Source organism: Mesorhizobium sp. M0601 (assembly GCF_040320845.1).
Classification (GTDB): domain Bacteria; phylum Pseudomonadota; class Alphaproteobacteria; order Rhizobiales; family Rhizobiaceae; genus Mesorhizobium.
Genome location: NZ_JAMYQK010000015.1, coordinates 36,862 through 58,139, shown reverse-complemented (window position 1 = coordinate 58,139; position 21,278 = coordinate 36,862). Strand labels below are relative to the sequence as shown.

General features: G+C 63.7%; 19 protein-coding genes. 16 read left to right on the top strand and 3 right to left on the bottom strand.

The window, feature by feature from the left end:
• Window positions 1-16 precede the first annotated feature (16 nt).
• The 4 genes from NKI41_RS15990 (at window position 17) to NKI41_RS15975 (ending at window position 6,550) form a co-directional block, all read left to right on the top strand.
• Window positions 17-1,927, top strand: a complete 1,911-nt coding sequence (locus NKI41_RS15990; protein ID WP_352683900.1) for an AAA family ATPase — start codon at window positions 17-19, stop codon at window positions 1,925-1,927.
• Window positions 1,928-2,125: 198 nt separating this feature from the next.
• Complete coding sequence (locus tag NKI41_RS15985) at window positions 2,126-3,424, top strand: DUF6638 family protein (RefSeq protein ID WP_352683898.1); 1,299 nt, start codon at window positions 2,126-2,128, stop codon at window positions 3,422-3,424.
• Window positions 3,425-3,438: 14 nt separating this feature from the next.
• Entirely contained in the window at window positions 3,439-4,563 is a 1,125-nt protein-coding gene (locus NKI41_RS15980) for a DUF2333 family protein (protein ID WP_352450540.1), read from the top strand.
• Between the two features lie 307 nt (window positions 4,564-4,870).
• The gene (locus NKI41_RS15975) at window positions 4,871-6,550 is read left to right on the top strand and encodes a formate--tetrahydrofolate ligase (RefSeq protein WP_023679514.1); all 1,680 of its coding nucleotides are present in this window, start codon (window positions 4,871-4,873) and stop codon (window positions 6,548-6,550) included.
• A gap of 72 nt (window positions 6,551-6,622) precedes the next feature.
• Here NKI41_RS15975 and NKI41_RS15970 read toward each other — a convergent pair whose 3' ends face one another.
• A complete protein-coding gene (locus NKI41_RS15970) occupies window positions 6,623-7,270 on the bottom strand; it encodes a cysteine hydrolase family protein (RefSeq protein ID WP_023679515.1) in 648 nt (215 codons plus the stop codon).
• A gap of 128 nt (window positions 7,271-7,398) precedes the next feature.
• Here NKI41_RS15970 and NKI41_RS15965 point away from each other — a divergent pair, with 128 nt between their 5' ends.
• The 3 genes from NKI41_RS15965 to NKI41_RS15955 all read left to right on the top strand — a co-directional run bounded on the left by NKI41_RS15965 (window position 7,399) and on the right by NKI41_RS15955 (window position 9,534).
• On the top strand, window positions 7,399-8,388 hold the full coding sequence (locus tag NKI41_RS15965) for a helix-turn-helix domain-containing protein (RefSeq protein WP_352683897.1): 990 nt from the start codon (window positions 7,399-7,401) through the stop codon (window positions 8,386-8,388).
• 160 nt (window positions 8,389-8,548) lie between these two features.
• Window positions 8,549-9,028 carry a type II RES/Xre toxin-antitoxin system antitoxin gene (gene parS / locus NKI41_RS15960; protein ID WP_352683966.1) on the top strand — a complete coding sequence of 160 codons (480 nt, stop codon included), beginning with the start codon at window positions 8,549-8,551 and terminating at the stop codon, window positions 9,026-9,028.
• Complete coding sequence (locus NKI41_RS15955; RefSeq protein ID WP_352683895.1) at window positions 9,025-9,534, top strand: RES family NAD+ phosphorylase; 510 nt, start codon at window positions 9,025-9,027, stop codon at window positions 9,532-9,534. The genes parS and NKI41_RS15955 overlap by 4 nt, the downstream gene beginning before the upstream one ends.
• Before the next feature lie 56 nt (window positions 9,535-9,590).
• Here the strand turns inward: NKI41_RS15955 and NKI41_RS15950 are convergent, their stop codons facing one another.
• Window positions 9,591-10,148, bottom strand: coding sequence for a sugar O-acetyltransferase (locus tag NKI41_RS15950; protein ID WP_352683893.1), 558 nt, complete (start codon window positions 10,146-10,148; stop codon window positions 9,591-9,593).
• Between the two features lie 146 nt (window positions 10,149-10,294).
• Between NKI41_RS15950 and NKI41_RS15945 the strand changes: the two genes are divergently transcribed.
• The 5 genes from NKI41_RS15945 (at window position 10,295) to NKI41_RS15925 (ending at window position 16,868) form a co-directional block, all read left to right on the top strand.
• Window positions 10,295-10,756, top strand: a complete 462-nt coding sequence (locus NKI41_RS15945) for a DUF4126 domain-containing protein (protein WP_352683891.1) — start codon at window positions 10,295-10,297, stop codon at window positions 10,754-10,756.
• Entirely contained in the window at window positions 10,753-12,129 is a 1,377-nt protein-coding gene (locus NKI41_RS15940; protein WP_352540983.1) for an FAD-containing oxidoreductase, read from the top strand. Before NKI41_RS15945 ends, NKI41_RS15940 begins: the two co-directional genes overlap by 4 nt.
• A gap of 101 nt (window positions 12,130-12,230) precedes the next feature.
• A complete protein-coding gene (locus tag NKI41_RS15935) occupies window positions 12,231-13,280 on the top strand; it encodes a M14 family metallopeptidase (RefSeq protein ID WP_352683889.1) in 1,050 nt (349 codons plus the stop codon).
• 436 nt (window positions 13,281-13,716) lie between these two features.
• A complete protein-coding gene (locus NKI41_RS15930) occupies window positions 13,717-15,906 on the top strand; it encodes an anthranilate synthase (protein WP_352683887.1) in 2,190 nt (729 codons plus the stop codon).
• A gap of 32 nt (window positions 15,907-15,938) precedes the next feature.
• Complete coding sequence (locus NKI41_RS15925; RefSeq protein ID WP_502901212.1) at window positions 15,939-16,868, top strand: cation diffusion facilitator family transporter; 930 nt, start codon at window positions 15,939-15,941, stop codon at window positions 16,866-16,868.
• Window positions 16,869-16,955: 87 nt separating this feature from the next.
• On the opposite strand, the gene NKI41_RS15920 is transcribed toward NKI41_RS15925, so the two are convergent.
• Entirely contained in the window at window positions 16,956-18,044 is a 1,089-nt protein-coding gene (locus tag NKI41_RS15920) for a hypothetical protein (RefSeq protein ID WP_352683885.1), read from the bottom strand.
• A 101-nt stretch (window positions 18,045-18,145) separates the two neighbouring features.
• Here NKI41_RS15920 and NKI41_RS15915 point away from each other — a divergent pair, with 101 nt between their 5' ends.
• From NKI41_RS15915 to NKI41_RS15900, 4 genes are all read left to right on the top strand, one after another.
• Window positions 18,146-18,598, top strand: coding sequence for a DsrE family protein (locus NKI41_RS15915; RefSeq protein ID WP_352683883.1), 453 nt, complete (start codon window positions 18,146-18,148; stop codon window positions 18,596-18,598).
• 171 nt (window positions 18,599-18,769) lie between these two features.
• The gene (locus NKI41_RS15910) at window positions 18,770-19,567 is read left to right on the top strand and encodes an SDR family NAD(P)-dependent oxidoreductase (protein ID WP_352478045.1); all 798 of its coding nucleotides are present in this window, start codon (window positions 18,770-18,772) and stop codon (window positions 19,565-19,567) included.
• A 49-nt stretch (window positions 19,568-19,616) separates the two neighbouring features.
• Window positions 19,617-19,922 carry a putative quinol monooxygenase gene (locus tag NKI41_RS15905; RefSeq protein WP_352683881.1) on the top strand — a complete coding sequence of 102 codons (306 nt, stop codon included), beginning with the start codon at window positions 19,617-19,619 and terminating at the stop codon, window positions 19,920-19,922.
• 128 nt (window positions 19,923-20,050) lie between these two features.
• Window positions 20,051-21,139 carry an AbrB family transcriptional regulator gene (locus NKI41_RS15900; RefSeq protein ID WP_352683879.1) on the top strand — a complete coding sequence of 363 codons (1,089 nt, stop codon included), beginning with the start codon at window positions 20,051-20,053 and terminating at the stop codon, window positions 21,137-21,139.
• Window positions 21,140-21,278: the final 139 nt, after the last annotated feature.

Below are 21,278 nucleotides of genomic sequence, written 5' to 3'. Positions count from 1 at the left end.
TCGCGGAGCATCCTCCATGGACACCGGCCTGACCACCATCCCGGAAGCGGCAATTGAAAAGCACCGTGCCACTGCGCAAAGTTTCATCACCCGCATCGTCGTGCTGGAGGACCCATCGCGCGAGTCCGGCACCGCGCTTGCCGGCACCAACCGCCGCTTCGTCTCTACCGTCTCGGTCGGCTCGGTGCGCCGCACGCGCGAGGTCGAGCTCTCCAAAACCGTCGCCGCCGTCCATTCCGACGACCAGTTGCTGACCATCCCGCAGCACACGCTGTTGTTTCGCGCCCGGCGCGGCACAGCGATAGCGCTGGCCATATCGGATGTCTTCGCCGAGGGCTCGGACCTCGAAAGTCTGCAGGCGAAAAACGCCCGCTCGCCGCTCGAAGGCGATGAAGCTGCCACCTTCAAGAAGCTGCTGTCGGCCTCTGCCTACATCTCCGCCTTCAGCCTTGCCTCCTATTTGTTCCAGCTGATCGACAGCGACGGCGAGGCGCCGAACGACACGCCCGAGCCGGACTTTCTGTTCGACACGCCACAGGATGCGGTGAAGTCGATCGTGGCCGGGCTCGACAGGGCGATAGCAGGTTCGAAGGACGATGCCGACCTGATGACCCGCGCCCGCGCCTTTGCCCGCGTCGCGATCGACGGGCTGTTGGCGCGAAAGGGCCGCTTCGACGGCATCGGTCCGTTCGAGAACGCGCATATCCGCATCGACGTCGACGATTTTACCCTTGACGGCTTCGACGTCGCGCCGGGTAAGCGGGCAAAGCCGCTGGTGATGACCTTCAAAAAACCGGAAGAGGTCGTCGGCAACCACATCGCCAAATACCAGTCGGTCAAGCTTGCCAAGATGCTGATGGCCTACGATTTCGAGCGTGAGCTGAACCCATTCGTCGAACTCGGCGGCTTCCTGTTCACCTTTATCGGCGATGGCGCGCCCGGCACCGGCAAGACAACCTTGATCCAGATGATCGCTGGTCTTCTCAATGGTTATTGCCAGGTCGCCGGCTATCCCTTCGCCTACGAGAATTTCGGCGTCGACCAGATCTCCTCCTACCAGGGCAAGTCGGGCCAGAACTGCCGCCAGTTCATCAACAATGTGCTGAACCCGCGCGTCATCGGCTTTGGCACCATCGACGATATCGACCAGGTGGCGGCACGCCGGTCCGACGACCGCGCCTCGGCCGGCCAGCAGGAAATCACCGGCGTCCTGATGGACGCCTTTGGAGGTGCGGCGACCGTGGTGCGCGGCAACTGCTCGTTCGGCATGTTTTCCAACTATCCCGAGAACGTCGACGACGCATTGCGCCAGCGCGCCGGCGCGCGCTGGCTGGTCGATGGCCCGCAGAGCCGCGACGACTACATCGACATCTTCGTTCTGCTCGCCGGCAAGAACCACAAGATCCCGCTCGGCGAGCACAAGCTCTACGCTGCCCAGGAAATCCAGCGCGCGGTGATGGAAGCCTACGAGGAGCATGAAAAGCCGCAGGAAGACGGGCTGATGAAGGTCTATGAGCGCTACATGAAGGAGAATGGCGCGCCGAAGACGATGGCTGACATCGGCACCTATCTGCACTTGATCAAGGATGCCGAGCCGCGCTTTACCGGCCGCGCCATCAAGAACGTTACCGATGCCATCAAGATGCGCGCCATGGACATCGAATTGCCGGACGAGTGGTTCGAAAAGCCGGAAGCCTTCATGCACAAGGGTTACGACGACAAGAAAGCGATGATCGAGGAGCTGCGCGGGCCATTCTCGATGGACATGGTCATGCAGGAGATCAACCGCTATGCGGATTCCGAATTCCGCTATTCCGACAAGTCCGATGATGCGGCGGTGACCAAGATGATCCGCGACACCCGTCTGCGGGAGCGTGCCGTCCGCGAGATCGAGGGGTTGAAGAAAAAGGGGCTGTGGAATGCGTGAGATGCGCCGACGCCACCTTCTCCCCGTGTGGGAGAAGGTGGCGTCGAAGGCGACGGATGAGGGGTATTCGTCAAGCTGGAACACCCCTCATCCGACCGAGCTTCGCTCGGCCACCTTCTCCCACAAGGGGAGAAGGAGCGTTCGCGCCCCTCATCCGCCCTTCGGGCACCGTCTCCCCGTGAACGCGGAGAAGGAATAATGGCCAAGAAACCCGATCTGTTGCGCGACAACGAGCTGATCTACGGCCGGCTGCTGACGATCGACGAGCCGCACCTGATCCAGCGCTACAACAAGGCGATGGTCGCGTTCGGCTTGAAGCCGACCAAGTTGAGAAGCTTCGAGATCGACCGCACTGGCTTCTCGCCGCAGGTCGCCGAGGAATGCGGCGACTACAGCTACCTCGATCCGAACGAGGTCAACCGCCGCTTCATCATCCTGACGCCGTCGCAGATCGACCTGCCGGTGGTGCACACGGCGTTCTCCAACACCTCGCTGCTGATGTACGAGTTCATGTCCAAGAACCAGCGCGCCATCGATGCGCTGACGATCAAGGACGTCATCTACGGCGAGATCGAGGATTCGGTCCCCAAGGTCGACGACATCGAGGACCTGCTGTCGATCAACCAGGTCGAGTTCAAGGTGCTGTCGGCCGAGGATGTGCTCGGCAAGGCCGCCGAGCTCGGCAAGCTGGTCGACCGGCTGAAGCAGGAGCCGGATGCCTGGCGCGACAACGCCATGCTGGCCCACATGGTCGAGCTGGCGAAGGTCTGCGGCGACATCCGCGAGAATGCGCTGGTGCCGGACCAGGTGATCTTCCGTCACAATGCCTATTGGACCAGCCATTTCGGCGGGCTCTATGTGTTCGTCGATCCCGACGTGACGACGGTGATCAGCGACCCCGCAGCGCCCGGTTTCCGCCGCTCGCGGCCGTGGCAGGTGAGTTACCTTTCGATCCACGATGCCGACAAGGTGTTCAAGTTCCTCGCCTCGACCGGCCGCATCGAGCTGCCGCGCGCCTCATGGATCGAAACCTCCGGTTATCTCGAGCATCGCGCCGAAATGGTGGTGCGCGCGCTGATCCGCGACGCCGATCCCGACCGCAATCTGACCGACGTCGACAAGGTCTGGCTGCAGACCTGGATCCACGGCCATACCGATCTGATCACCAGGGACGGCAATTTTCCCTTCCTCAACGCCGCCAAGCGCGAGATCGCCCAGCTCGGCCATCTCAAGATCGAGGACGTGTTCCCGCAGCAGCGCTTCCTGGTCATCCGCGCCAAGCCGGACCATGCCGACGCCTGGCTGACCAACCAGCTGATCTCGGACTTCGTGCCGCAGGACTTCGTTTCGCGTTACGTCTTCAACAAGCCGGGCTTCTACAGGGACTATGAGGGCTTCAGCGACGCCTGGCGATCGCATGTTGTGGACGTTCTGAAAACCACATATCTGAAGGACAAGGTGGCGTTTCGCACACGCCTCTACGGCTTGACTGACTGAGGGGTGACATCGCCATGCTTGATCCGATCGTGAGTTTCTTCACCCGGATTTTCCAGTGGATTGGCCGCGGCATCGGCCTGCTCATCGGCGCGATCCTGTGGCCGTTCCTGTGGGCGGGGCGCTGGTACACGCAACGCGGCTGGATCCTGAAGGCGGTGCTCGGCCTGGCTGTGCTCGTGCTGATCGGTCTCTATGTCAACTTCTTCTACGCCACCCAGTGGTGGAACAATTTCGACCCGAATTACGTCGACAAATACACGTTCGAAAAACGCAACAGCTCCGCCGGTGAACAGGTTTCCGCCGGCGCCGGCACCGACACGGCCAAGACCTGCGGAAATTCAGCCATTGCCCAGGTTGCGGCCGACCTGACCGACTTCAACGTCAACCAGAATGCCTGGGTGTCGTCGATGATTCTTTACAAGCTCGGCCTGTTCGGCATCGACTGGGATCACACGCCGTTCATGGACAACAAGGCTTCGTTCCAGCGCGGCATCAACCAGGCGGTGCGGCGCACGGCGACCGAGCTTGCCGATAATCTCGGCCGCGTCCGCACCACCTCGCAGATCGACGCCGACCTGCAGGATGCCCGCGGCAATCTGCAGTTCGACGAGGAAACCTGGTATTTCGGCTTGAACCCGTTCGGCCCCAAGACGCCGACGCCGAGCTACTATCGCGACGCGGTGCGCAAGCTGCGTTCCTTCAACGCCCGCCTCGCAGCCTGCCAGGCGACGTTCGATGCCCGCGCCGACAATCTCAAGCAGTATATCGACCGCATCTCGTCCGACATCGGTTCGACCTCGGCGATCCTCAAGGAGCGTGCCGAAAACCACAATAATGGCTGGTTCGACACTCGCGCCGACGACCGCTTCTGGTTCGCCTATGGCCAGCTCTATGCCTATTACGGGCTGATGAAGGGCGCACAGGCCGACTTCGAGGACGTCATCAAGGAAAAGCACCTGCAGAACCTGTGGGATACGATGGACGCGCAGTTCGTCTCGGCACTGCGCATCCAGCCCTTCATCATCGCCAATGGCCGCGAGGACGGCTGGCTGTTGCCGACACATCTGACGACGATGGGCTTTTACATACTCAGGGTGCGCTCGAACATGGTCGAGATCAGCAACGTCCTGACGCAGTAGCGGATCGTCCCGCACGGCCGGCGCTGGTGAATTTGCGCCGTTGCTTCTGTCGCTTTTCGCGTATTACGCGGCTGTTTTGAGACGGCGGAACCGCGCCTGCTCTGGCTTCTATACGGCGCGGCAACCGGCGCGAAAAGAACCTGTAGCAGGGCAGCCGGCCGCAGAGGCATTTTCTTCGTAGGAAACATAGTTGCATGAAAGTTGACGCCGCGGCAGCGACAGGGGTAGAACATGCCCGCGCCTGCAATGCCGGGCTATTCTTGCGACCACACTAGTCAAATCCGTCCAATTCAGAGGGAAGTCGTCCATGGCCGAAGTGAAGTCCGACATCGAGATCGCGCGCGGCGCCAGGAAGAAGCAGATCCAGGAGATCGGCCAGAAGATCGGCATTCCGAGCGAACATCTTCTGCCCTACGGCCACGACAAGGCGAAGATCTCGGCCGAGTTCATCAAGTCGGTGAAGGGCAACAAGGATGGCAAGCTGATCCTCGTCACCGCCATCAACCCGACACCGGCCGGCGAAGGCAAGACGACGACGACGGTGGGCTTGGGCGATGGCCTCAACCGCCTCGGCAAGAAGGCCATCGTCTGCATCCGTGAGGCTTCGCTCGGACCGAATTTCGGCGTCAAAGGCGGTGCCGCCGGCGGTGGCTACGCGCAGGTCGTGCCGATGGAGGACATGAACCTCCACTTCACCGGCGATTTCCACGCCATCACCACCGCCCATAATCTGCTGTCGGCGCTGATCGACAACCACATCTACTGGGGCAACGAGCTCGGCATCGACACCCGCCGCGTCGTCTGGCGCCGCGTCATGGACATGAACGACCGGTCGCTGCGCGAGATCATCTGTTCGCTCGGCGGCGTCGCCAACGGTTTCCCGCGCGAGGCCGGTTTCGACATCACAGTCGCCTCGGAAGTCATGGCCATCCTGTGCCTGTCGACCGACCTGAAGGATCTGGAAAAGCGCCTCGGCGACATCATCGTCGCCTATCGTCGCGACAAGTCGGCCGTCTATGCCCGCGACCTCAAGGCCGACGGCGCCATGGCCGTACTCTTGAAGGACGCCATGCAGCCCAATCTCGTGCAGACGCTGGAGAACAACCCGGCCTTCGTGCATGGCGGCCCCTTCGCCAACATCGCGCATGGCTGCAACTCCGTCGTTGCCACGACGACGGCGCTGAAGCTTGCCGACTACGTCGTCACCGAAGCCGGTTTCGGCGCCGATCTCGGTGCCGAAAAGTTCTTCGACATCAAATGCCGCAAGGCCGGCCTGAGGCCCGCCGCGGCGGTCATCGTCGCCACGGTTCGCGCCATGAAGATGAATGGCGGCGTCAAGAAGGAGGACCTCGGCAAGGAGAACGTCGAGGCGGTCAAGAAGGGATGTGCGAATCTCGGCCGCCACATCGAGAACATCCGCCAGTTCGGTGTGCCGGCTGTGGTCGCCATCAACCATTTCTACTCCGACACAGAGGCCGAGATCCAGGCGATGAAGGATTACGTCGCCTCGATGGGCGAAGAGGCGATCCTGTGCAAGCACTGGGCCCAGGGATCGGCCGGTATCGAGGAACTGGCCAAAAGAGTCGTGGCGTTGGCCGAATCCGGCGCGTCGCAATTTGCCCCGCTGTATCCCGACGCCATGCCGCTGTTCGAGAAGATCAACACCATCGTCCAGCGCATCTATCGCGGTTCCGAAGCGATCGCCGACAAATCGGTGCGCGACCAGCTCCACGCCTGGGAGCACGCCGGCTACGGTCATTTGCCGGTCTGCATGGCCAAGACGCAATATTCCTTCTCCACCGATCCGAATCTGCGCGGCGCGCCAACCGGCCACACCGTGCCGGTGCGCGAGGTCAGGCTGTCTGCCGGCGCCGGCTTCGTCGTCATCATCTGCGGCGAGGTGATGACCATGCCCGGCCTGCCCAAAGCGCCATCCTCGGAAAAGATTTTCCTGAACGAAATGGGCCAGATCGAAGGCCTGTTTTAGGGATAATCAATGCTCGAACGGCAAAGGGCGCCGCAACGCTGCGGCGCCCTTCTGCCTGTTCGCAACAGTCTCCTACGCCGCGCTTCGCGCCAGCGCGCGCTGGTTGGAGGCATAGGGTGTGTCGTGCTGGGGTACCACGCCGGTCTTCAGACAATCGATCCACTCGGCGGTCTTGAGAACGGCAGCGAAGCGCGACTGCAGGACGATCGTCACCACGCGATGGATTTCCTCCCCCGAAGCGTAGCCGGCGCTGTTGGCGTACGGCAATGACCCCGTTGCGTCCGACAGGAACTCGACCTCAAAACCCATATGCACGGCGTGGATGACCGTCGACAGGTCGCAATTGTGCGTCATGTAGCCGATGACCGTGATCGTATCGATAGAGTTGGCGCGCAGCCACTCCTCGAGGTCTGTGCCGGTGAAGGCGCTGGGCAAGTTCTTTTCGATGTAGTGGTCACGGTTTCGCCTGGCGATTTCCGGGTGCAACTCGGCGCCATGGCTGCCCTTGGCGAAGACCGGTGAGGTTTCCGGCGCCAACTGTTTGATGACCACCACCTTGACGCCAGCCTCGGTGGCCGCGTCCATCGCTCGCGCTACATTGACGACGCTGTCGCGGAACGGCGGATGCTGGATGGCGAGGTTGCCGCCGTCATAGTCGTTTTGAACATCGATGACGATGAGGGCGCGGCGTGGAGCTTTGCCTTTGGCTGGTTGCGACATGGGGTTTTCCTTTCCCGTTGGACATTGACGGGCGGACGATAAGCTCGGCACCGGATTGCAAAAAGTGTCCCGATTGACATTATTCGAAAGAATTGGGACAATCGGCCTCACCCGTTGCCGGAGCTCCCATGACCGATGCTGCCGTTGCCGCCATCGCCTTCGATGGCATCAGCCCGTTTCATCTCTCCGTGCCGTGTCTCGTGTTCGGCGCGGATCGCACGGAGCTCGGCCTGCCGCGCTTCGACTTCCGGGTCTGCGCGATTGAGGACGGGCCGATCCGCACCGATGCCGGGCTGACCATCAGCGTCCCGCACGGGCTTTCCGCGCTCAATGACGCCGACATCGTCATCGTGCCAAGCTGGAAGGATCTCGGGAGCTCGCCTCCAGCCGCATTGATCGACGCGTTGCTTGGCGCGCACGAGCGCGGCGCGCTGATCGTCGGACTGTGCTTGGGAACGTTCGCTGTTGCGGCGACCGGACTGCTTTCGGGGCGGCGAGCGGCGACGCACTGGGCCTACGCGGATCAGCTGCAGGAACTCTATCCCGACATTCTCGTCGAACCGGAAGTGCTCTACATCGACAATGGCGATGTCGTGACATCCGCCGGCGTCGCCGCCGGGCTCGACTGCTGCCTGCACGTCGTACGGGCTCGTTACGGCGCCGAGGCGGCACTTCGCCTTGCCCGGCAGATCGTGCTTTCTCCGCATAGGCAGGGCGGGCAGGCGCAATTCATCGAACGTCCCATCGCCAGGACCGGCAATGCGGACCGCTTTACCCAGGCTCTCGAAACGGTGCGCAAAACCCTGGGTGATCCGCACAGTCTGGACAGCGTTGCCGGTCTCGCTGGCCTCACCCGCCGGACGTTCACGCGCCGTTTCCAGAAAACGATCGGCACAAGTTTCGGCGACTGGCTGACCGACCAGCGCGTCCAGCTGGCGCAGCAGCTGCTGGAAGCAACGGAAAAATCGATGGACACGGTTGCCTTCGAGGCCGGCTTCGGCAGCGCTACCTCGCTGCGCCAGCACTTCGCAGCGCGCCTCAGAACCTCGCCGGCGCAGTACCGGCGCGAATTCTCGAGGAGTGCTCAGGAGGAGCGCGTGGCGCACATGCCGAGGTGAAATTCGGCTCGCGCTCGACGTTGGACTGCCATCTGGCCCGAGTCGGCTATCTTTTCTCTCGAAGCGATTGCCCTGCTCTCGATCCTGTCGTGCTTGAAAGGCTCTGCGTCATCTGTCATATATTAAAGCGACAGATGACGCGAAGAGGCTCGCCGTGGTGATGGCATTGGAAAAGGCTGCGCCAGCAGCAAAAAACAATGAACTTCAGAAGGTGGCGAAATTGCTAGGCGGCAGCCGCATTCTGGCAAGGCGCCTCAGCAGCGCTTTGGATGCCCACGAGTTGCTTCTGCACGGCCTGCCGGCTTCAGCGCTGGACCATCTTATCGGGCAACTCGTCTTCATCCAGAAGACCGATTCGCTGGAGAAGGCCGTCGGCATGAGCCTGCGCACCTACCAGCGCCGCAAGGATGCTCCGTCCAAGCCGCTCAGTCGGGACCAGAGCGGACGAACCTGGAAGTTCGCGGAGATCCTGTCGAAAGCGACCGACGTGTTCGGTTCGCAGGCGGAGGCAGAGCAATGGCTGGAGCGGTCGGCGATTGGGCTCGACCAGCGTCGTCCAATCGACCTTCTGGCGACGCCGGCGGGGATCGAGCTTGTAGAAGACTATCTGGAACGGCTTGAATATGGCGTTTATGCATGACGCCGCTGCCGGCGGCGCTTGGTGGCTCCGACCTCATCGGATGGCGCCTCGATCAAGTCGCGTTTGCGTCTACATGGGATAGTGGCGAGGGCGCATACAGGGTGGGCGGACGCTGGAACAGCAAGGGCGTGCGCGCCGTCTACTGCTCGATCGATCCGTCGACTGCGATCCTCGAGGTTGCGGTTCATAAGGGCTTCAGGGCGCTCGACACGATAGCGCATGTCATGACGGCAGCGATCGTCAGCGATGTCGCGGATGTGCATATCGTCGACCCCGCCGCCGTGCCCAACCCTAATTGGTTGCGCCCGGGCATTCCGAGCTCCGGGCAACAGGCGTTTGGCGACGATCTTCTGCAACTGCACCGGTTCGTGGTGATTCCTAGCGCGGTATCGCAGCGTAGCTGGAACCTGATCTTCGACGCGAGCCTCGCCAGAGGGGCATACGCCATGAAGACCCAGGAGGCGTTTGCGCTCGACACACGGTTGCATCCACCTCCGGCCAAGTGAAACAGCCGCCCATGTCCATCAGAACGAGGACGTGACCGGCGACAGAAGCACGGTGCTCAGCTGTTGCTGACTACGCGTGCCGGATTGCCGACCACCGTGGTGTTCGCCGCCACGTCGCGCGTCACCACAGCACCGGCGCCGACGATAGCGCCATCGCCGATCCTGACCCCGCCGAGGATGATGGCACTGCCGCCGATCCAGGCATTGTCGCCGATCTCGACCGGCTTGGCGATCTCCAGCCCTGCCCGTCGCCCGGCAGCCTCCTTGTGGTGCTCGGCGCAATAGATCTGCACATTGGGGCCGAGCAGCGTTCCCTTGCCGATGTGCACTGGCGCCGTATCGAGAATGATGCAGCCGGCATTGAGAAAAACGCGGTCGCCGAGAAAGATGTTGAAGCCATAAGCGCAGTGGAACTGCGCCTCGATCCGGGCGCCCTCGCCCGCAGCGCCGAGCAGCGTCCGCAATCCAGGCCCGATGTCGCGACGCTGCCGGGGCGGCAGGCTGTTGTGCTCAAACACCGCGTCCCGCGCCGTGATGCGCAACGCCTCCAGTTCCGGATCAAGGCAGCAATACCACTCGCCCGCCGCCATTTTCATGCGTTCGCTTCCGGCCAAGGCTGCAACTCCAGTTTCAACTTTGCCAAAGCACAAGTGGTGAAAATACGGAAGCGCCGGCGGCGACACCACCTCTGGTCAAATACCGGACCTATGGTAGCCTGCCCTCTCGGATATGTCCCAAGCCGGCCATCGAGGGATCAATCATGCTGTACATTCTTGCCCTCCTGATTGGCATCGTTGCCGGGCTTCGCGCCATGACCGCGCCCGCCGCGGTCGCCTGGGGCGCCTGGCTTGGCTGGTTGCCGGTCGCCGGCACCTGGGCGAGCTTCATGGGCCACTGGATCGCCGTCGGCATCTTCACCATCCTGGCCATCGCCGAACTGGTCACCGACCAGCTGCCCTCGGCGCCGAGCCGCAAGGTGCCGCAGCAATTCGGCACGCGCATCGTCTTGGGCGCTTTCACCGGCGCGCTGATCGGCGCCACCGGCGGCGCCATCATCGGCGGCCTGATCGCCGGCGCCATCGGCGCGGTGATCGGCACGCTGGGCGGTGCCGAGGCGCGCAAGCGCCTGGCCGCCGCCTTCGGCAAGGACCCGCCCGCCGCCTTCATCGAGGACGCGGTGGCGATCGTCGGCGGGCTTCTGATCGTGGCGGCGGTGGCATGACGGCAAAGACATTCGACGCCATTATCGTCGGTGCCGGGCAGGCCGGCCCACCGCTCGCCGGCCGGCTGAATGCGGCCGGCATGAGCGTGGCGCTGATCGAGCGAAAGCTGGTCGGCGGCACTTGCGTCAACACCGGCTGCACGCCGACCAAAACGATGGTGGCAAGCGCCTATGCCGCGCATCTCGCCCGCTCCGCCGCGGATTACGGGGTGACGCTGTCCGGTCCCGTCGGCGTAAACTACAAGGCGATCAAGGCGCGCAAGGACAAGGTCTCCAACGACGCCCGCGGCAATCTCGAAGACTGGATTGCCGGCATGGACAAATGCACGCTCTATCGCGGCCATGCGCGCTTCGTAAGCGCCAACACGGTGCGCGTCGGCGACGATCTGCTGAGCGCCGAAAAGATATTCCTCAACACCGGCGGGCGCGCCTCGGTACCCGACCTGCCCGGCATCGACGGCATCTCTTACCTGACCAATTCCTCGATGATGGATCTCGACGTGCTGCCGCGCCATCTCATCGTCGTCGGCGGCAGCTATGTCTCGCTCGAATTCGCGCAGATGTTCCGCCGCTTCGGTTCCGAAGTCACGGTCATCGAAAAAAGCCCGCGTCTGATCGGTCGCGAGGACGAGGATGTCTCGGACGCCATTTTGTCGATCCTCGAAAACGAAGCCATTGCCGTCCATCTCGGCGCCGACGACATCCGCTTCGCCAGGCGAGGCAACGAAATCGCCGTGACCTTCTCGCCAGGCAAGGCGGCTGCGGTCGGCTCGCATGTGCTGCTGGCGCTCGGCCGCACGCCAAACACCGACGATCTCGGCCTCGACAAAGCCGGCGTCGAGGTCGACAAACGCGGCTTCATCGTCGTCGACGACCAGTTGCGCACCAGCGTGCCCGGCATCTGGGCGATGGGCGACTGCAACGGCAAGGGCGCCTTCACCCACACCTCGTACAACGATTACGAGATCGTCGCCGCCAACCTGCTCGACAACGATCCGCGCAAGGTCAGCGACCGCATCGAGGCCTATGCGCTCTATATCGACCCACCACTCGGCCGCTGCGGCATGACCGAAGCCGCGGTAAGGAAATCCGGCCGCCGCGCCTTGGTCGGCCAGCGGCCAATGACCCGCGTCAGCCGTGCAGTCGAAAAAGGTGAGACGCAAGGCTTCATGAAGATCCTGGTCGATGCCGACACCAGGGAGATCCTCGGCTGTTCGGTGCTCGGCCCGGGCGGCGACGAGGCGGTGCACTGCGTACTCGACCTGATGTATGCCAAGGCGCCGGTCAGCACGCTGGCGCGCGCCGTGCACATCCACCCGAACGTCTCGGAGCTTCTGCCGACCATCGCCCAGGAACTCAAGCCGCTGGTGTGACGGCCGGGTAGAATCGTGCGCCCATGGCGGCGGCGGCTGGACCAATCGACAGCCCAGCGGCAAAAGGGCATGTGTTCCGCCTCTTCTCCCGGAGGCATCCCATGCAGAAGTCCATCGAACGCGTCGCCGGCGACAGCGAAGGCGTTTCCTACGAATTCCCCGTCTTCCGCTTCGCCGGAACGGACAAGACGGCGCCTTCCGCCTATCTGCAGGCCGCACTTCATGCCGGCGAATTGCCGGGTGTCGTCGCCATCGACACGCTGATGCCGATGCTCAGCAAGGCGGAAGCCGAAGGCCGCATCACCGGCAACATGACCGTCGTGCCCTGGGCCAATCCGATCGGCCGCGCGCAATATCTCTACGGCGACCATCAGGGCCGCTTCCATCTGGGCACGCGCACCAATTTCAACCGTGGCTTTCCGCGGCTCGCCGCGCCCGACCTCACGCTGCTGCCGGCGCACGGCACGGTCGACCAGCGGTTGAAGACGCGGCTGCTGCAGCTCTCCATCGGCCACGACATCGTGCTCGACCTGCATTGCGACGATGAGGGCCTCGCCTATCTTTACGTCCACACCAGCCTGTGGCCGGCCATGGCGGACTGTGCGGCGGCCATGGGCGTCGATGCGGTGATGCTGTGGCACGAAGACCCCGACGGCACCTTCGAAGGCGCTTCGATCATGCCGTATCAGAACGTCCCGGCCGACGTGGCGCGCCTCCACCGGCGCGTCGCCACTACCGTCGAATATCGCGGCATACTCGATGTCGACGGCGCCCTCGCCGGCGCCGATGCCGAAGGGCTCTATCGGCTGCTGGTGGCGCGCGGCGTCATCCAGGATCAGGCGCTGCCCGCGCCTGGCAGCTTCGTTGGGCTCGTCGCGCCGCTCGAAAACATCGAGATGATGCCGGCGCCCCGCTCGGGCGCGGCCCTCTACGACGTGAAGCCGGGCGACCGCGTTACCAAGGGTGCGCGCCTTGCCACCATCGTCCACGCGCCCGGCGAGCCCGACGGCCGCACGGAAGTGTTGGCGCCGCAGGCGGGCCTCGTCCTGACGCGGCGTTCCCGCCGCATCATTCGCGCCGGCGAAGACCTCTTGAAGCTGGTCGGCGACCGGACGAGCGCCGATGCAAGGTCGGGAACGCTGGAGGACTGACGCACCCCGCCAGGCTACCCCGAAATCGCCTGTCGCGCCTTGGCCTCCAGCCATTCGGCCATCTGCCGGTACGGCACCGGACCATGGCTCACGCGGGCGACGCCGAGTTCGGCAAGCCTCTGGCGCGGCGGCACATGCGCCAGGGCAACGCAGAGTCTAGGCAGGACTGCCGGTCTTGGCCATGTGCTGGGTTGCGAAAGCGGCAGCCACCCCACAGACTTTCAAACCTGTTGCGCATACCGCTTTTCGCGGCTATGGATTTCGCCATGAACATGCGCTCGATCAAGACCATTTGGTGGTGGGCTCGCTGACAGCGGCCTGTTCGAACGCGTTCGCGTGACAATAGAGGGTGGCCGCAGCGGAATGTCCGGGCGGCCATTTGTTTTTTCAAGCCATTCCCGGGTCCGTTGCCCCAAAGACGCTGATGGAGACGGCAATGACGACGAAAATTCTGGAGAATGGCGCCGAGCGCTTCGTCACGGCGGGTGGCGTGGCGATTACCCGCCAGCGCCATGACCGGCCTTACGAGGGGGCGATCGACGGCTATGTCGATGGCCTGAATTCGCGCCGCGGCGCCGTGTTTTCCTCGAATTACGAATATCCCGGCCGCTATACGCGCTGGGACACCGCCATCATCGATCCGCCGCTGGTGATCTCGGCACACGGCCGCGCCATGCGCATCGAGGCCTTGAACAGCCGTGGCCAGGTGCTTTTGCCGGTGATCGGCACGGTGCTTGCCGGTCTTGACGACGTCACGATCGCCGAGACGTCCAACAAACTCATCCGCCTCGAGGTCGCCAAGCCCGATCGTATCTTCACTGAAGAGGAACGCAGCCGCGTTCCCTCCGTCTTCACCGTGCTGCGCGCCATCACGGCTTTGTTCAAGACCGAGGAAGACGCCAATCTCGGCCTCTATGGCGCCTTCGGCTACGACCTCGCCTTCCAGTTCGATCCGGTCGACTACAAGCTCGAGCGCAAGCCAAGCCAGCGCGATCTCGTGCTGTTCCTGCCCGACGAGATCCTCGTCGTCGACCACTATTCGACCAAGGCCTGGACCGACCGCTACGACTATTCCGGCGATGGCTTCTCGACCGAAGGCCTGCCGCGCGACGAAATCGTCGAGCCGTTCAGGACCGCCGACCGCATCCCGCCGCGCGGCGACCACGAGCCCGGCGAATATGCCAAGCTGGTGCGCAAGGCGATGAAGAGCTTCGAGCGCGGCGACCTGTTCGAAGTGGTGCCGGGGCAGATGTTCTACGAACGCTGCGAAACCCAGCCCTCCGAGATTTCCCGCAAGCTGAAGAGCATCAACCCTTCGCCCTATTCCTTCTTCATCAATCTCGGCGAGGGCGAATATCTGATCGGCGCCTCGCCGGAAATGTTCGTGCGCGTCAACGGCCGCCGCGTCGAGACCTGCCCGATCTCCGGTACCATCAAGCGCGGTGACGACGCCATCTCCGACAGCGAGCAGATCCTGAAGCTGCTCAATTCGAAGAAGGACGAATCCGAACTCACCATGTGCTCGGACGTCGACCGCAACGACAAGTCGAGGGTCTGTGAGCCGGGCTCGGTGCGCGTCATCGGCCGCCGCCAGATCGAAATGTACTCCCGCCTGATCCACACCGTCGACCACATCGAGGGGCGGCTGCGCGAAGGCATGGACGCCTTCGACGCCTTTCTGTCGCATGCCTGGGCGGTCACCGTCACCGGCGCGCCGAAATTATGGGCCATGCGCTTCATCGAGCAGAACGAGAAGAGCCCGCGCGCCTGGTATGGCGGGGCGATCGGCATGGTCAATTTCAACGGTGACATGAACACCGGCCTGACGCTTCGCACCATTCGCATCAAGGACGGCATCGCCGAGGTGCGCGCCGGCGCCACGCTGCTCTTCGACAGCATTCCCGAGGAAGAAGAAGCCGAAACCGAACTGAAGGCATCCGCCATGCTCTCCGCCATCCGCGACGCCAAATCAGGCAATGCCGCCAGCACCGAACGCAGCACCGCGCGTGTCGGCGACGGCGTCAACATCCTGCTGGTCGACCACGAGGACAGTTTCGTCCATACGCTCGCCAACTATTTCCGCCAGACCGGCGCCAACGTCTCGACGGTGCGCACGCCGGTGCCGGACGAGATCTTCGACCGGCTGAAGCCAAACCTGGTCGTGCTGTCGCCCGGCCCCGGCACGCCGAAGGACTTCGACTGCGCCGCCACCATCAAGCGGGCCCGTGCGCGCGACCTGCCGATCTTCGGCGTCTGCCTCGGGCTGCAGGCGCTGGCCGAGGCCTATGGCGGTGAGCTGCGCCAACTGCACATCCCGATGCATGGCAAGCCGTCGCGCATCCGCGTGTCGAAGCCGGGCATCATCTTCTCCGGCCTGCCCAAGGAGGTGACGGTCGGCCGCTATCATTCGATCTTTGCCGATCCGGTGCGGCTGCCCGATGGTTTTGTCGTCACCGCCGAGACCGAGGACGGCATCATCATGGCCTTCGAGCACCGCAAGGAGCCGATCGCCGCAGTGCAGTTCCACCCGGAGTCGATCATGACGCTCGGCCACAATGCCGGCATGCGCATCATCGAGAACATCGTCGCGCACCTGCCGCGCAAGGCCAAGGAAAAGGCCGCTTAATTCGAGGGCTCAGTGTTGGGATCTTTTCCCCAGTGACCGCGGCGGAAATCAAAGCCGCCGCCAGGCAGAAGGTCGCCAGCCTCGCCTTCTGGTCGATCGTCGTCGCCTGCGTCGTGCTCGGCCTGAAGCTGGTGGCCTGGTACGTCACCGGTTCGGTCGCGCTTTATTCGGACGCGCTGGAATCGATCGTCAACGTCATTGCCTCTGCCGCCGCCTATTGGGCGATCCAGGTCAGCTACAAGCCAGCCGACCAGGACCATCCGTTCGGTCACCACAAGGCCGAGTATTTCTCGGCCGTCCTCGAAGGCGTGCTGATCGTGCTTGCCGCCTTGCTGATCCTCAATGAGGTCTGGTGGTCCTGGCAGCATCCTGCGCCGCTGGAAAAGCCATGGACCGGCCTTGCCGTCAATGGCGTCGCAACGGTCATCAACGCCGTCTGGGCCATGACGCTGATCCGCACCGGCCGAAGCGAAAAATCGCCGGCTCTCGTTGCCGACGGCAGGCACATCATGACCGACGTGGCGACCTCGGTCGGTGTGTTCATCGGCCTGGTCGGCGCCGTGCTGACCGGCTGGCAGGTTCTCGATCCGGCTCTTGCGGTGATCGTGGCGCTGAACATCCTGTGGCAGGGCTGGCACGTCATCGGCTCGTCGATGAACGGGCTGATGGACCGCGCCGTCGACACCCAGGAACATATCCGCATACGCGACATCATCTCGGCCAATTGCAAGGGCGCGCTCGAGGTCCACGACCTGAAGACGCGCATCGCCGGCCGCGCCACCTTCATCGAGTTCCACCTGGTCGTCGACGCCGACATGTCGGTCGGCGCCAGCCACGTCATCTGCGACCGCATCGAAGACGCGCTGCAGGCCGAAATCCCTTCCGTGCGGGTCATCATCCATGTCGAACCCGACGACGAAGCGAAACTGCCCAAAGGCACGACAGCCGTGCCGTTCGCGTGAGGCGATAGCGGGACGCCGCCATCCAAAACCTTGAGGTCGGCGGGACAGCACCCCCCTCTGTCCCGCCGGCATCGCGTCTCTGAACTGCTACAGCCCGCAGGCAGCCTGCTGCATCGGCTCCAGCCGGTAGACCTTGTCGTCGGAGCTGGTGTCGCCTTCCGCCGCTTTCGAGCACAGATCGATGATCGGCAGGCCGCTGTTCGGGTTGGCCAGCATCATCGTGCCGTTGGCGCCGCGGCGAAGGAAGACCTCCCTTTGCGCGATGTCACAGGACGCAGCACCCGTCTTCGCGCTCGCCGCGCAGCGCCACTGGTCGCCCTCGCCCTGACAATTATAGACCTGCGTGACCTTGGCCGATTTCTGCCGCGTGGTAACCGAAACGGCGATATCGGCGCCGCTTGGCCAATTGGCCGGATCGCCCTCTTTGGCGAAAGACGCCAGCTCGACCGCTCCGCGGAAAACCCTGATCGACTGGGTCAGCTGGTCGGGATGCGAGCCGAGATGCGCGGCGTCGTAGTCGCGTCCGTAGCAGAAGGGCTGGTCCGGCTTCAGCCGCTCGCGCAATGGCGGGCCAAGTGCCGGGTCGATCGGGTCGATGCGCGCGAACTCCGCCTTGCAGGTGGCGGCCGGCATCGGGTCGAGCCTGAAGCCGTTATCGTCCTTGCCCAGCGCCTGCCTTTCGTACTCCGCCTTGCCGAGCTCGTCTTCCGATCCGGCGTCGAGATAGAGGTCGGGCTGCACGTCCGAGACGATCAGCCGGCCTTTGTCGTCGACCTTCAGCGAAGCCATGGTGCGGTCGCAGTCCATGCCGCAACGGATCGGGCCGGTCTTGCCGTCCTCCGACTCATGACTGCACCAGCCGCCAAGCCATTCAGGCGCCTTGGCGCCGCGCGCCGTCGTCGCCATGAAGCCATTGTAGGAGGAATCGACGCCGGTGCTTGGCTCCTCGTTCGGCCGGCTGACCGGATCGCGGCCGTAATAGAAGAAGATGCGCGTCACCTTCTGCTGCGGATGCGACTTGAGATGCGCGGCGTCATAGACGCGGCCGAAGCAGGCGTCCTTGCCGTCGGGGCTGAGCTCGGTGAGTTTGAGCCTGTCATCGGCGAAAGCAGAGCCGGCGACGGCAGCAAGCAAGGCAACCCCAACTCCGGCGCCCATCACGGTCCTTGATATCATGCTGGCTCCCCCTGCCCCGACAAGACGTCGCTTCAATTTATGCTAGGATCGAGGCCGAGGCCACGCAATTTGCGCGCGCCGGCCAAATGGGAGATGAAGCCATGCGACGCCGCGATATTTTCCGCGTCGGTCTTGCCGGGGCCGCCGGGCTTTTCGGGCTGCGCTCCACCAAGGCGGCAGCCATTGAAGTCAAGGCCGTCGAAGAGGAAAGGCAGAAGGTCGCCTATCACCTCAGCGATCTCGACAAGGTCAATTTCGTTCTCGGCAACATCAAGAACCACTTCGAAGGCACCGACGGCAAGGTCGACATCGCGCTTGTCGTGCACGGCCCAGCACTTGCCGCCTTCAAGTCGAAGGGCATATCGGCCGCCATTTCCGGGCGGTTCGCCGGCCTTGTCCAAGATGGGCTCAGCCCGCACGCTTGCGCCAACACCATGCACGGCATGGATATCGGCCTGGCCGACCTGCTCGACGGCTTCCATGCAGCCGACAGGGGCGGCGTCGTCAAGCTCGCCGAATTGCAACGCCAGGGCTACGCCTATCTCAGGCCATAGGGCAATTCCAGGAAAAGCGTGAAACGGTTTTCCGTCCGGAATTGCGTCAAGACAAAGAGGGAGCGGTTCGCCGTTTCCGTGAAACGGTGAACCGCTCTAGACTTTTACGGACTTGAACGCGAGGACTGCGAAGGCTTACGAAGAGCAGGCAGAGTCCCCGGAGGAATAGACGTGCCAGCCACCACCACCCTTGTCAGCCCCTCTCTGGTCATCCCCGACCTTGCCGGAAAGGCGGTCCTGGTCACCGGCGCCTCGACCGGCATCGGCGCGGCGCTCGCGCTCGCCTATGCCGCGCAGAAATGCCGCGTCGCGCTGCATTACAATTCGAGCCGCGCGGCTGCCGAAAACCTGGCCGCGACCATTCGCAACGGCGGCGGCGACGTGTTCCTCGCCCAGGGCGATTTCTCGATCCCCGCCGATGTCGAGCGCGTCGTCGAGGACAGTGCGCAACATTTCGGCCGGCTCGACGGCCTCGTCAACAATGCCGGCGGCATGCTCGGCCGCGTGCCCTATGCCGAGCAGACCGAGGCGCATTACGACGCGGTGATGGACCTCAACGCGCGTTCCGTGCTGACAGCTTCGCGCAAGGCAATCCCATGGCTGAAGCGGCAGGGCGGCTTCATCGTCAACACCTCCTCGATCGCCGCGCGCAACGGCGCCGGTGGCGGCGCCGGCCTTTACGGCTCGGCCAAGGCCTTCGTCTCCAACGTCACGCGCGGCATGGCCAAGGAGCTGATCGGGTTCAACATCCGCGTCAACGCTGTGGCGCCCGGCACGATCGCGACACCTTTCCACGAGCGCTACTCGACCGACGACCAGATGAAAGGCATGATCGCCACCATCCCGCAGGGCCGCGCCGGCACCGCGGAGGACTGTGTCGGCGCCTATCTGTTCCTCTCCTCCGATCTGTTGAGCGGCTACATCATCGGCCAGGTGATCGAGGTCAATGGCGGGCAGTTGATGCCGTAGACGGCGAACTGCATACTCCCGGTTGCGTCATCTCAACGGAGCAAAGCGAATGTACGGACTGATCGGCAAGATGCGGGCGATGCGCGGCCAGCGTGACGCAATGATGGATATCCTGCTCGCCAGCACCGGTGCCATGCCCGGCTGCCTGAACTACATCATCGCCACCGACCCGGCCGATGCCGACGCGATCTGGGTGACCGAAGTGTGGACCGACGCCGAAAGCCACAAGGCTTCGCTGCAGCTGCCCGAAGTCCAGGCGGCAATCGCCAAGGCACGGCCGATCATCGCCGGCTTCGAGTTCCAGGTGGAGACGCATCCTGTTGGCGGGTTCGGCTTACCGGCGAAGGCGGGATAGAGGGAGAGGCCGGTAGGCCAGAGGGGCGCGCGAAGGATCGCTGCGGATGGTTGGTGCCATTACCACCCAAGCCCTTTTCCGCGCAAAAAGGGTTCGCATTTTTTCGCGACCGGTCTAAGAGCCCATCTATGGATTCCTCCCCGAACCCGCCGGCCATCGAGCACCTGGCGCGGATCCACAAGGCCTGGCAGTGGCCCGTCCTGGTGGTGGTCTCGGTGCTGTTTGCCGGCGCGCTGGAGCTCGCCGCCCTGCCCGCCGCGCTCTTGATCGGACCGATGCTGGCGGCCATAGCTGCCGGCACCAACGGCGCCACGGTGCGTGTGCCGCGGGTTCTGTTCGGCTCAGCCCAGGCGGTCGTCGGCTGCCTGGTCGCCAGTTCCATCTCGGCCGATATCTTTCCCGTCTTCTACAGGGAATGGCCGCTGTTCCTTGGCATCGTGATGGCGACGGTCGCGGCATCCAGCCTGCTCGGCTGGCTGATCAGCCGCTGGCGCATCCTGCCCGGCACCACCGCGGTCTGGGGCTCGTCGCCGGGCGCCGCCACCGCCATGGTGCTGATGGCCGGTGCCTTCGGCGCCGACCAGCGCCTCGTCGCCTTTATGCTGTATCTGCGCGTCATCTGCGTCTCGATGACGGCAGCCCTGGTGGCCAAGCTCTGGGTCGACACCTCGGGCATCGAGGTGCCGGCCATCGTCTGGTTTCCGCCGATAGACCCGCAGAGCTTGGCCGCAACATTCGGCGTGGCGCTGGTTGGCGGCCTCGCCGGAAAGCTTTTCCGGCTGCCGTCGCCGTTATTCCTCGGCACCTTCATTTTCGGCACCGTGATCCATCTCGGGCTCGGCGTGACCATGCAGTTGCCGCCCTGGCTGCTCGCCTTGAGCTACACGATGATCGGCTGGAGCATCGGCCTGAATTTCACCAGGGCCATTTTGCGCCACGCGGCCCGCGCGCTGCCGCAGATCGTCGGCTCGATCATTGCCCTGATCGTCTTTTGCGGCGGCCTCGCCTTCCTGATCAGCCGCCTGCTCGGCATCGATCCGCTGACCGCCTATCTGGCAACCAGCCCCGGCGGCATGGACAGCGTCGCCATCATCGCCGCCGCCGCGCAGCATGTCGACATCTCCTTCGTCATGGCGCTGCAATCGGCACGCTTCCTGATCGTGCTTCTGGTCGGCCCAAGCGTGGCGCGGCTGGTGGCGAGAAGCCTCAAACCATAGCAGCTTGCCTCTGCCTGCTTCGCGGCCGGCTTTCCTGAAACCGGTCGCACTTTGCTGCCGCCGACCGTATCGGGCCAGCACCCGCACGAGCTCAAAAAATAACTTGACTCAAATACTCAGATTTGAGAGCCCCTTCCGT